This is a genomic window from Nannocystis bainbridge (assembly GCF_028368995.1).
GTDB classification, from domain to species: domain Bacteria; phylum Myxococcota_A; class Polyangia; order Nannocystales; family Nannocystaceae; genus Nannocystis; species Nannocystis bainbridge.
Genome location: NZ_JAQNDL010000001.1, coordinates 970,948 through 982,936 on the forward strand (window position 1 = coordinate 970,948; position 11,989 = coordinate 982,936).

Consider the following 11,989-nt stretch of genomic DNA (forward strand, 5'->3'; position numbering starts at 1 on the left):
TCGACCGCGGCTTCGGGACCTCCCCGGCTTCGCCGCGACCTCGCGGTCCGCGTCCGGGACGGCGCAGCGATTCCCCGCCCTGCTACCGTCATGTGCGTGTGGCTCGCCCTGCTCACCCGCCTGCTCGCGGTCCCGGAGCTCGACGCCGCCGCGCTGCGTGACGGCGACATCCTGCTCCACACCTCGCGCAGCGCGCAGGCCGTCGCCGTCGCCGCCGCCACCGCCAGCCCCTACACCCACGTCGGCATCGTCGACCGCATTGGCGACGACGCCTTCGTGATCGAGGCCGTCGGCCCGACCCGCCGGACCCCGCTGTCCGAGTGGCTGGCCCGGGGCGCCGGCGGCAAGGCCACCGCGGTGCGCCACCCCGGGCTCGACGCGGCCGCGCGCGCCGCCGTGGTGGCCGCCGCCACCAGCTACCTCGGGCGCCCTTATGACCTGTCCTTTACGCCAGGTGACGACGCCCTCTACTGTAGCGAACTGGTGACGCTCGCCTACGCCGCCGTCGACGTCGCGGTGGGTACGTGGCGCCCTCTGGGGGATCTCGCACTCGACGACCCGGCCACGCGCCGACTGCTGAAGCGTCGCTGGCGAGCGCACCCGGCCTGCCGCGGCGCGCCCTCGCTCGCCGCGTGTCGGCCGGCGCTCGCAGCAGTCCCGGTCGTCACGCCGGAAAGCCTGGCGGCCGACCCTCGCTTGCGGATCGTCGGCACCAGCTACCTTCTCCGACCTCGCTGAAGCATCACGAGAGATCTCATCACCGCGGCGTGCGGCCGCGCGCCGCGCCGACGGCTGCCCCGCACGGCTCGGCGACGGCGGCGAAGCTCCGCCGCTCCGCGAACACCGCTCCGGCGACCCGCCGCACTCGCCCTCGGCCCGCGCGGCGCCGCATCACGGCCCGTGTGGCACCATCCGACGATGTCCCGCCGCCTCGTCGACCTCGCCCGCGATCTCGGCATCGACCCCGAGAACCGCGCCTACGTCCCCTATGGCCACGACTTCGCCAAGATCGACACCGTCGCCGCCGGCGAGGGCTCGGCGCACGGCAACCTCGTGGTCGTCTCCGCCGTCACCCCGACGCCGCTCGGCGAGGGCAAGACCGTCACCTCGATCTCGCTCGGCATGGGCCTGTCGCGGATCGGCGAGCCCGCGCTCGCGTGCCTGCGTCAGCCCTCGCTCGGCCCGGTGTTCGGGGCCAAGGGCGGCGGCGCCGGCGGCGGCAAGGCGCAGGTCGTGCCCGCCGATCGCATCAACCTCGGCGGCACCGGCGACGGCCAGGCCGTCGGCGCCGCGCACAACCTGCTCGCCGCCATGCTCGACGCGCATCTGCGCCACGGCAACCCGCTCAAGGTCGACCCGGCACGCATCGCCTTCTCGCGGGTCACTCCCGTCAACGACGGCAGCCTGCGCAAGGTCATCACCGGCCTGGGCGGCCCGCTCAACGGCGTCCCGCGCGAGTCCTTCTTCGAGATCAACGAGGCCAGCGAGGTCATGGCGATCCTCGCCCTCGCCCGCGATCGCGGCGACCTCCGCAAGCGCCTCGGCAACATCGTCCTCGGGCCCGACCAGGGCGGCGCGCCGGTGCGGGCCGAGCAGCTCGGCGCGGCCGGGGCCATGAGCGTGCTCCTGCGCGACGCCCTCTACCCCACCCTCGCGCGCACCAGCGAGGGCACGCCCGTGCTGCTGCACGCCGGCCCGTTCGCCAACATCGCCCACGGCAACAGCAGCCTGATCGCCACCCGCTGGGCCCTCACGCGCTCGCCATGGGTCGTCACCGAGTGCGGCTTCGGCAGCGACCTCGGACTCGAGAAGTTCGTCCACATCAAAGCCCGCCTCGGCAACCTGCGGCCCGCCTGCGTCGTCGTCGTCTGCACCGTGCGCGCGCTCAAGGTCCACGCCGGCCTGGCCAAGGCCGTGCTCGGCAAGCCGCTCGACCAGGCCGTGCTCACCGAGGACGTGAGCGCCGTCGAGAAGGGCGCCGCCAACCTGCGGCATCACCTGCGGATCGCCACCAATTTCGGCCCGCCGGTGGTCGTCGCGCTCAACCGCTTCCCGACCGACACGGACGCCGAGATCGCGGTCGTCGAGGGCATCGCCCGCGAGTTCGGGGCCGGCTTCGCCGTGCACACCGGCTTCGCCGACGGCGGCGCCGGGGCCGAGGATCTGGCGCGCGCCGTCGTCAAGGCCGCCCGCCCCACCGACCTGCGCTACCAGTACGAAGGCACAGGTCCGCTCGCCGCCCGGCTCGAGAGCCTGGCCAAAAACGTCTACGGCGCCACCGGCATCGAGCTGGCCCCCGCCGCCCGCACGCGCCTGGCCCAGCTCGAGAAGTGGGGCCTCGGCGAGCTGCAGCTGTGCGTCGCCAAGACCCACCTCGCCACCACCCACGACCCGGCCGACGGCGGCCTGCCGAAGCCGTTCGTCCTGCCGGTGCGCGACATCCTGGTCCGCGCCGGCGCCGGCTTCGCCACCGTGCTGACCGGCGAGCTCACCACCTTGCCGGCCCTGGGCGCCCGCCCCAACGCCGTCGACATGGACCTCGACCCCGCCACCGGCGCCGCCATCGGACTCTAGACCTGTCCCTAAGGGCATGCTCTCCAGGGCATGCCCTCAGCGCCATGTTCGCGGGGACATGTCCCCGCGGACAGGCGGCTTCAGCCCTCGTGGATCGACAGCACGAACTTGCCGGCCTGCCCGCCGACCCCGTCGACCACCACGATCACCGGCTGGCCGCCGAGCAGGAACACCGCCGTCGCCGGCAGCAGCCCGTTGGAGTCGTCGTTGCAGGCCATCTCGCTGCCCTGGCACGACCCGTCGAGCAGGTACAGCACCGGGTCGAAGTCGGCGTCGATCACCTCGAACACGAACACCCCGTCGAACGGCGCCGTCCACTGCGCCTCGATCTCCGGCGACTCGAAGCCGTTGCAGCTGCCGCCGCGCACGTTGGTCGCCCCGGCCGTCTGGCCGTCGATCGTCAGCGGCACGAACGGGTCGAACACCGTATCGGGGCACTCGTCGACCACCGGCACCTGGGTGATGTTGTAGACCACGTCGGCGCTGCTCTGGCCGAAGCTGTCGATCACCAGCGTCACCGTCTGGCCGACGACCAGGTCGACCTCGACCTTCGAGGTCAGGCTGCCGCCGCCGTCGTCGTCGCAGGCCAGCTCGTTGCCGAAGCAGACCCCGTCGAGCACGGCGATGAGCGAGTCGAAGCTCGAGCCCATGGTGTCGAACTGGAACCGACCCGTGACCGGCGCCGTCCACACCACCTCGAGATCGGTCCCGCCGACCCCGCCGCAGCTGAGCGAGAAGTCATCGCCCTTGGCCTGCAGCGAGTCGACCTGATGGATCGGCACCGTCGCCGGCAGGACGATGCTGCCGCACTCGTTCGGCCCCTCGGTCGTCACCGTGGCGGTGATCGTGGGATCGCTCGTGATCGTCGTCTCGGTGTCCGACGTGATCGTCGGCTGGACCGTCGTCGGGCTGACCGTCGTCGGGCTGACCGTCGTCGGGCTCAGCGTCGTCGGGCTCAGCGTCGGCCCGGCGGTCTCCGATTCGGTCGACGGGTCGAACGTATCGCCGTCGCTCTCGGTGCCGGGGAAGAAGCCGAACCGGTGTTCGTTGCAACCCGCGAGCACGAGCCCGCAGGTCAGGACGGAACGGAGGCCGCGTCGCATAAGCCAGGGATACGCCGACGATACCACAGCCGCCGGCGCGTCCCAAGCCAGCGGCCGGCTAGTTCGTCAGGATTCGATTGAGCTTGTCGATGACCCGGCGGAACTCGTCGACTGCCTCGGTGTGGCCGTTGACCTCGTCGAGCGGGTAGGTCTTGAACTGCTTGGTGACGGCCGAGTAGCCGAAGTTGCCGATGCCCACGTCGGCGAACTTGGCCGACAGGTAGTTGATGTCCAGCGGCTTGTAGCCCGACCCGTACGCCCCGACGTGCAGGTGCGTGTTATTGCTCGAGTCACCGAAGTGATACAGGTACCCGTCGGTAGCCTTGACGAAGCCCAGCTCCTCCAGATCGCGCTTATTGACCTTTGGCATCTACCACCCTCCGTTGATTCGCCGGGCACCCTAGCCGATAGCTGCCGGCTTGTCGCCGGTCGAGAACGCACGTGCGCGGGCGAAACCGCCGGCTCTGGCGCCCGCTCCAAGCCGCATCGGGGTTACCCTCGACGACCAGGACCGCGCATGCAGCTCCAGATCCGCAACCTCTCGAAGACCTATCCCAACGGTGTCCGTGCCTTGCGCGGAGTCGACCTCACGATCGGGCCCGGCATGTTCGGCCTGCTCGGGCCCAACGGCGCCGGCAAATCGAGCCTCATGCGCACAATTGCGACGTTGCAAGATCCCGACGCCGGCAGCGTGCGCTTCGGCGACATCGACGTCCTCACTCAAAAAGATCGCCTGCGCAGCGTCCTCGGCTACCTCCCGCAGGAGTTCGGCCTCTACCCCAACCTCAGCGCCGAGGCGATCCTCGATCACTTCGCGGTCCTCAAGGGCATCGTCGACACCAAGCAGCGCAAGGCCCAGTGCGCCGCTCTGCTCGAGCAGACCAACCTCACCGCCGCGCGCAAGAACGCCGTGGGCGGCTACTCCGGCGGCATGAAGCAGCGGCTCGGCATCGCCATCGCGTTGCTCGGCAAGCCGCAGCTCGTCATCGTCGACGAGCCGACCGCCGGCCTCGACCCGACCGAGCGCCACCGCTTCCTCAACCTGCTGGCCGACATCGGTGACGACGTCGTCGTCATCCTCAGCACCCACATCGTCGAGGACGTGCGCGAGCTGTGCAGTCAGTTCGCCATCATCGCCGCCGGCGAGGTCAAGTTCAGCGGCGCGCCGGCGGCCGTGATCGAGGGCCTGCGCGGCAAGATCTGGCGCCGCGTCGTCGCCCGGGCCGAGCTCGAGGACATGCAGCGCAAGCTCCGCGTCATCTCGACCCGGCTCGTCACCGGGCGCCCCGTCATTCACGTGTTCCACGACGGCTCGCCCGGGCCCGAGTTCGAGGCCGTCGAGCCCGACCTCGAGGACGTGTACTTCTACCACATCACCGGCGCCGCCCAGGGCGCCGCCTCGGAGGCGGCATGAGCCAGCTGCTCAGCTTCGCCGGCTTCGAGGTCCGCTACCACCTGCGGCGGCCGGTCACCTACGTGTTCGCGTTCGCCATGGCGCTGTTCGGCTTCCTCGCCATGACCACCGAGGTGGTCCGCTTCGGCGGCGCCGGCGGCAAGGTGTTGAACAACGCCCCGTGGCTGATCAGCACCGCCGTCATGGTCTTCACCCTGATCGGCACCATCTTCACCTCGGCGATCGCCGGCACCGCGGTGCTGCGCGACTTCGAGTTCAAGACCCACGAGCTGCTGTTCACCACCCGCCTGCGCAAGCCGGCCTTCGTGTTCGGCCGCTTCCTCGGCTCCTACCTCGTCACCGTCCTCGTGCTCGCCTGCAGCGCTTTCGGCCTGTGGCTCGGCGCGCACATGCCCTGGCTCGACGCCGAAAAGATCGGCGCCGTCCCGCTCGGCACCTACGTCTGGCCGGTCCTCCTCTACGTCGTCCCGACCGGCCTGTTCGCCAGCGCCCTGTTCTTCGCCGTCGGCGTGCTGACCCGCAGCTTCGTCGCCGTCTACATCCAGGGCGTCGTCCTCTTCATCGGCTACTCGATCGCCAACAACATCATCAGCGACATCGAGCAGGAGCGGCTGGCCGCGCTGCTCGACCCGTTCGGCTTCAACGCCACCAACCTCGTCAACCGCTACTGGACCGTCGCCGAGAAGAACAGCCTGCTGCTGCCGCTCGACGGCGTGCTGCTGCTCAACCGCCTGCTGTGGGTCGGCCTCGGCGTCGTCATCCTGCTCGTCGCCTACCGCATGTTCCGCATGGAGGCCGCGACGCGCACGCGCAAGGCCGGCAAGGCGCGCGAGGTCGAGGCCGACATGCCTGCGGTGCGGGCTCCGGCCGTGCTCCCGCGCGTCACCCCGATCGCCGGCGCGCGCGCCGACCTCGCCCGCGTCGGCGCCCTCGTGCGGCTCCACTATCGCAGCATCGTCCGCGACCGCGCCTTCCTGGCCCTCGGCGTCATCGCCGTGTTGATGACCGTCATCAACGCCTTCTACGCCGACCTCATGTACGGCACCACCGTCTACCCGGTGACCTACGCCATGGTCGAGGTCATCGCCGGCGCCGGCCTGTTCTTCGTCATCATCTCCGCGCTGTACGCCGGCGAGCTGGTGTGGCGCGAGCGCGGCCTCAAGTGCGACCAGCTGCTCGACGCCACGCCGACCAACAGCCCGCTGGTGTTCTTCAGCAAGGTCGGCGCGCTCCTGGCCGTCGAGGCGACCCTGTGCGGCGCGCTCATCCTCGCCGGCATCGCCGTGCAGGCGCTCAAGGGCTACGGCCACTTCGAGCTCGACGTCTACCTCGGCTTCATCTACGGCGTCGCCTTCCCCGGCATCACCCTCCTCACCCTGCTCGCCTTCTTCATCCACGTCGTCGTCGACCAGAAGCTCGTCGCCAACGGCCTCATCATCGCCTACTACGTGGTGACGCTGGTCCTCAGCTACTGGGGCGTGCACGACAACCTGTTCCGCTACAGCCAGTTCCCCGACCCCGTCTACAGCGACATGAACCGCTACGGCCCGAGCATGGGCGCGTGGCTGTCGTTCATGGCCTACTACTTCGCCTTCGCCGGCCTCATGCTGGCGGTCGCCCGCCTGTTCCTCGTGCGCGGCCAGGTCCACGGCCTGCGGGCCCGCCTGCGCCTGGCTCGCGCGCGCATCAACCCGCGCTGGCTCGCGGTCACCGGCGGCCTGCTGGCCGTCTTCATCGGCCTGTTCGCCTTCATCCGCCACAACACCCACGGCCTCAACCGCTTCCGTGACCAGGACGACGACGAGGAGCTGCAGGCGAGGTACGAGCGCGAGTACAAGCAATACGAGAAGCTGCCGCAGCCGCGCATCGTCGCCGCCGACGTGCGCGTCGACCTCGATCCCGCGCGCGGCCACGGCGTCTTCAAGGGCACCCTGCGCCTGGCCAACAAGTCAGGTGTGGCCATTCCCACCGTCCACCTGACCCTGCGCGATCAGCTGACGATCCGCGAGCTCCGCTTCGATCGCCCGTCCGAGGTCGAGCGCGACGACGAGCACCTGCGCTACATCATCCACCGCCTGGCCGAGCCGCTCGCGCCCGGCGCCGAGATGACCCTGCACTTCGAGTTCGCCGACCAGCGCGAGGGCTTCGGCAACCGCGGTCGTGACACCGCCATCGTCGCCAACGGCAGCTTCGTGTCGAGCGACGGCATCGCCCCGAGCATCGGCTACAACCGCGGCCTCGAGCTCGACAACGACGACGACCGCAAGCAGCACGACCTGCCCGAGCGCGAGCGCATGCCCTCGATCGACGACGAGGCCGCGCGGGTCAACACGTACATCGGCCACGACTCCGACTGGATCGATTTCCGCGGGACCGTGTGCACCGACCCCGACCAGATCGCCATCGCCCCCGGCTACTTGCAGAAGGAGTGGACCGAGGACGGCCGGCGCTGCTTCGCCTACGCGATGGACAGCAAGATCCTCAACTTCTACTCCTTCCTGTCCGCCCGCTACGAGGTCCGGCGCGACAAGTGGAAGGACGTCGACATCGAGATCTACTACCACCCCGGCCACGAGTACAACCTCGACCGCATGGTCGACGCGATCAAGAAGTCGCTCGACTACTTCACCGCCAACTTCAGCCCGTACCAGCACCGTCAGGTCCGGATCCTCGAGTTCCCGCGCTACGCCAGCTTCGCCCAGTCGTTCCCCAACACGATCCCCTACTCCGAGGCGATCGGCTTCATCGCCCGCGTCCGCCCCGGCGACCCCGAGGACATCGACTACCCGTTCTACGTCACCGCCCACGAGGTCGCGCACCAGTGGTGGGCCCACCAGGTCATCGGCGCCAACGTCCAGGGCGCCACCATGCTGTCCGAGTCGCTGTCACAGTACTCGGCGCTGAAGGTCCTGGAGAAGGAGTACGGCAAGGACAAGATGCACAAGTTCCTCGCCTACGAGCTCAAGGGCTACCTGGCCGGCCGCAGCAACGAGCGGAAGAAAGAGCTGCCGCTGATGCGCAACGAGAACCAGCAGTACATCCACTACCAGAAGGGTTCGCTGGTGTGGTACGCGCTGGCCGACTACATCGGCGAGGACGTCCTGAACGCCGCCCTGGCCCGCTACGTCAAGCAGGTCGCGTTCCAGAGCGCGCCCTTCACCACCACCAAGGAGCTGGTCGCCATCCTCAAGGAGGTCACCCCGCCGGACTATCAGTACGTGATCGAGGACATGTTCGAGACGATCACGCTCTACGACAACAAGGTCGTGTCCGCCGAGGTCACCCCCGAGGGCGCCAAGTACAAGGTCCGCTTCACTGTCTCCGCTCGCAAGCTGCGCGCCTCGGAGCTCGGCGAGGAGACCGAGGTGCCGGTGGCCGACTTCATCGACGTCGCCGTGTTCGCCGCCCCCGCCCCCGGCGACATCGACCTCGGCAAGCCGCTGTTCTTCGAGCGCCGCAAGCTGACCGGCGGCGACAACGTGATCGAGGTCGTCGTCGACGAGCTGCCCGCGCGCGTCGGCATCGATCCTTACAACAAGCTCATCGACCGCGCCCCGCGGGACAACCGCATGGGCGTGTGAACCGCGAGCCCCGTTCGCGCCGGCACGGGCCGGCGCGCGCGGGGCTCAGGACGTCGGGCTCCGCGGCGTCCGACGAACTCAGCCCGACGTCGTGCGAGGCGTCAGCCGCATCTCGAGCCCCGAGCGCGGACGCGGCACCGGCACCTGCTTCATCGTCAGGTCTTGCCCCGGGACCAGCGTCAGCGCGCAGCGGCGCGCCAGCAGGGCCGCGAACGCCCGCATCTCCAGGCGCGCGAACTCCATGCCGAGGCAGATCCGCGCGCCCCCGCCGAACGGCAGGTAGCGGCCCTCGTGGGCGTGCGCGTGGACCCGTCCGTGAGGACATGTCTCTTCGAACACGGCGAAACGGTCGGGGTCGAAGCGAGCTGGCTCTGCGAACAGGGACGGATCGCGGTGGGTGTCGCGGATCCGGTAGCCCGTCAGCCAGCCCGCCGGCACCGTGAAGCCGGCGACCTCGAACGTGCGCGTGCACTTGCGGAACGCCGCAGCCACCGGCGGCTCCAGCCGCAGCGTCTCGGCCAGCGCGCGCTCGGTCTCCGCCAGCCGGCCCAGCGCCTCGACCGTCAGCGGCCCGCGCGGCGTGACCCGATCGACCTCGGCGCACACGCGCGCGTAGGCCTCGGGGTGCTGCGCCATCAGCATGCAGAAGTTCGTCAACCCCGAGGTCAGCGTCTCGTGGCCGGCGAACAGCAGCACCAGCATCTGCTCGGCCAGCTCTTCGCGCCCGAGCTTCGAGCCGTCGTCGTCGCGGGCGGCGAGCAGCAGCCCGAGCACGTCCTGGCCGGTCTCGCCGCTGGCGATGCGCGCGTCGATGGCCGCGTGCAGGTGGGCGATGAGGCGCCGGCGAGCCCGCTTGGCCCGGCCGAACGCGGTGACGGGCAGGTCGGCGGGGATCGTGAACAGCCCGGCCGCGAAGGTCTCGAAGTCGTGTACGAGCGCCGCGTCGGTGCGCTCGTGCGCGCCCATCATCAACGCCGCCGCGACGTCGAACGTCAACGCGCGGATCTCCGGATACAGCGCCAGCTCGCCGCGTGCGAGCCAGCGATCGACCGCCGCCGCGATCCGCGACTCCATCGGCGGCAGGTAGCCGAGCAGCGCCCGCGGCCGGAACGCCTGGGCCAGCAGCCGCCGCCGGCGCATATGCAGCTCGCCCTCCTGCGTCGAGAGCGTGTTCGGCCCCAGCAGCTTGAGCGTGCTCGCCGGCCAGGTCGCCTCGACGAATTTATGCTCGCCGCGGAACAGCAGCAGGTTGTTCTCCGGCCCCGCCAGCAGCGCCATGTCCTTGCCGAACAGGCGCGTGCGCGACACCGGCCCGAACTCCGCCCGCCGGTCGGCGCCGAAGCGCGGGTTGAACAGAATCTGGAACCACTCGCCGACGAACGGCAGGCCGGAGCGACCCGGCGGCAGACGAGGCGGCGAAGACACGGTCGGAGTCGTCACCTCCGCATGCTGCCCGGCGCGCGCGCCGACGGCAACCGGGACCTCGCCCGCGACGCCGGGGCCCGCGCCGGCGAGCTCGGCCGAATTCGGCCTCCTGCGCGCGGTTCGGCGCCGGCCGCGGACCTGGTCGCTCGCCCCGCCGACGGCGCTCGCCGCCCGGCTCGTCGCCTCCACGTCCTCGCCCCGCCCTGCAAAGCCTGGCTTCAGCCCGGGGCCGAGGTATCGAGCGTCCAGGGAGGATCCTCGCATGATCCGCTGGGCGCTCGTGTTCCTCATCATCGCCGTCATCGCCGCCGTGTTCGGCTTCAGCGGCCGCTCCAGCGCCACTTCGGAGGGCGCGCAGGCGCTGTTTTTCATTTTCCTCGGCGTCTTCTCGCTGATGCTGCTCGCCGCCCTCATCGGCGGCGACCAGCTGCGGCGCTGACCCGAGTCATATGCCCTCGAAGACATGTTTGATGGGAAATGTCCTCAAGAACATTTTCCATGAGACATGTCTTTAAATACATATCTCCCGCATAGCCCGACCCGGCCCCTCCGCGGCGACGAGATCTGGCCTCCGCGTCCCCCGGGCGATCGCCGACAGCGACTGCGCCCGTAGCCCCTCGGAGAGCCCTGCCCTGGCAGACGCGCGGCCTCTCGGTGCTCCGTCGCCTCCACGCCCCTCGCCGCCAGCCTTGACGGCGGGCCGGCGTTCGCGCTGTCATGACGGCCTTCGCCTGTCCGGAGGTCGCGCTTGTCTCGAATCCTTGCCTGCAGTCCTTTCTTGTTCCTCTTCACCGTCGCCTGCGGCGACCTCGAGAAGCTCTCGTCGACCGAGGGCGACGACCCCGGCAGCTCGTCCACCACCGGCGCCAGCGACGGCTCCGCCACCACCGAGCCGGCCAGCCCCACCGGCGAAGCGACCGACAGCTCGACCACCGCCTCCACCCCCGATCCACTCACCACGGGCGACCCCGTCACCACCGAGCCCGATCCGACCGACGGCCTCACCACCACCACCACCACCACCACCACCACCGATACCTCGACCACCACCGACATCGGCACCTCGACCACCGACGACACCTCGACCACCGGCCTCGACCCGGTCGGTCCCGAGCTGCCCGTGCCGACCGCCGACTGTCCCGACATCGTCGACGGCGACGTCAGCTTCCACCCCGCCGGCCTCGACAGCCCGCGCGACGTGCGGATCTGGGTCGACCTCGACACCGCCCAGCAGGCCGACGGGCCGGTCGTGTTCTACTGGCACGGCACGGGCGGCTCACCGCAGGAGGCGCTCACCGGCATCGGCGAGCTGGGCATCCAGGAGATCCTCGACCTCGGCGGCATCGTCATCGCGCCCACGCACGACCCGATGGCCGGCATCTTCCCGTGGTGGCTCGTGCTCAGCGAGACCGACGATGACCTGCAGCTCGCCGACGAGGTCCTCGCCTGCGCCCGCGAGCAGATCGGCGTCGACGCCAGCCGGATCTACGCCGCTGGTTTCAGCGCCGGCGGCCTCAACACCGCGCAGATGAGCATCCGTCGCTCGGGCTACATCGCCGCCGCCGCCCCCTACTCGGGCGGCCTCATCTTCGGCGCCAAGCCGCCATTCCAGGACCCCGACAACAAATTCTCCGCCATGATCTTCCACGGCGGCCCCGGCGACGTCGTCGTCGTCGGCTTCGAGCAGGCCAGCAAGGACTACGCCGCCTACCTCGACGACAACGACGAATTCAACTTCCTCTGCAACCACGGCGGCGGCCACTCGATCCCCGACGCCCAGGACAGCGTCATGCAGTTCTTCTTCGACCACCCCTACGGCGTCGGCGCCTCCCCGTACGCCCAGGGCCTGCCGGGCGACTTCCCCGGCTACTGCGACCTCTGACCGAAGGGAC

9 protein-coding genes are annotated in these 11,989 nt (G+C 70.1%); 6 read left to right on the plus strand and 3 right to left on the minus strand.

The genetic code is table 11. From position 1 onward, the window contains the following. The first annotated feature begins 96 nt into the window (after positions 1 to 96). Together POL25_RS03875 and POL25_RS03880 are read left to right on the plus strand one after the other, a co-directional pair. Complete coding sequence (locus tag POL25_RS03875) at positions 97 to 738, plus strand: YiiX/YebB-like N1pC/P60 family cysteine hydrolase (protein WP_272084462.1); 642 nt, start codon at positions 97 to 99, stop codon at positions 736 to 738. Positions 739 to 918: 180 nt separating this feature from the next. Beyond that, entirely contained in the window at positions 919 to 2,574 is a 1,656-nt protein-coding gene (locus tag POL25_RS03880; RefSeq protein ID WP_272084463.1) for a formate--tetrahydrofolate ligase, read from the plus strand. Positions 2,575 to 2,654: 80 nt separating this feature from the next. Here POL25_RS03880 and POL25_RS03885 read toward each other — a convergent pair whose 3' ends face one another. Together POL25_RS03885 and POL25_RS03890 are read right to left on the minus strand one after the other, a co-directional pair. Then, positions 2,655 to 3,677: a hypothetical protein gene (locus POL25_RS03885; RefSeq protein WP_272084464.1), complete on the minus strand. Its 1,023-nt coding sequence runs from the start codon at positions 3,675 to 3,677 to the stop codon at positions 2,655 to 2,657. 58 nt (positions 3,678 to 3,735) lie between these two features. Further along, positions 3,736 to 4,047 (minus strand): hypothetical protein, encoded by a 312-nt coding sequence (locus POL25_RS03890; RefSeq protein ID WP_272084465.1) that lies wholly within the window; start codon positions 4,045 to 4,047, stop codon positions 3,736 to 3,738. A gap of 147 nt (positions 4,048 to 4,194) precedes the next feature. On the opposite strand from POL25_RS03890, the gene POL25_RS03895 reads away from it, so the two are divergent. Beyond that, complete coding sequence (locus tag POL25_RS03895; RefSeq protein WP_272084467.1) at positions 4,195 to 5,091, plus strand: ABC transporter ATP-binding protein; 897 nt, start codon at positions 4,195 to 4,197, stop codon at positions 5,089 to 5,091. After that, positions 5,088 to 8,672 (plus strand): ABC transporter permease/M1 family aminopeptidase, encoded by a 3,585-nt coding sequence (locus tag POL25_RS03900; RefSeq protein ID WP_272084468.1) that lies wholly within the window; start codon positions 5,088 to 5,090, stop codon positions 8,670 to 8,672. The genes POL25_RS03895 and POL25_RS03900 overlap by 4 nt, the downstream gene beginning before the upstream one ends. Positions 8,673 to 8,750: 78 nt before the next feature. On the opposite strand, the gene POL25_RS03905 is transcribed toward POL25_RS03900, so the two are convergent. Next, entirely contained in the window at positions 8,751 to 10,097 is a 1,347-nt protein-coding gene (locus POL25_RS03905; protein ID WP_272084470.1) for a cytochrome P450, read from the minus strand. A 280-nt stretch (positions 10,098 to 10,377) separates the two neighbouring features. Here POL25_RS03905 and POL25_RS03910 point away from each other — a divergent pair, with 280 nt between their 5' ends. Together POL25_RS03910 and POL25_RS03915 are read left to right on the plus strand one after the other, a co-directional pair. After that, a complete protein-coding gene (locus POL25_RS03910; protein ID WP_272084471.1) occupies positions 10,378 to 10,536 on the plus strand; it encodes a DUF1328 domain-containing protein in 159 nt (52 codons plus the stop codon). Positions 10,537 to 10,845: 309 nt separating this feature from the next. Beyond that, positions 10,846 to 11,979 (plus strand): alpha/beta hydrolase family protein, encoded by a 1,134-nt coding sequence (locus POL25_RS03915; RefSeq protein ID WP_272084473.1) that lies wholly within the window; start codon positions 10,846 to 10,848, stop codon positions 11,977 to 11,979. Positions 11,980 to 11,989 lie beyond the last annotated feature (10 nt).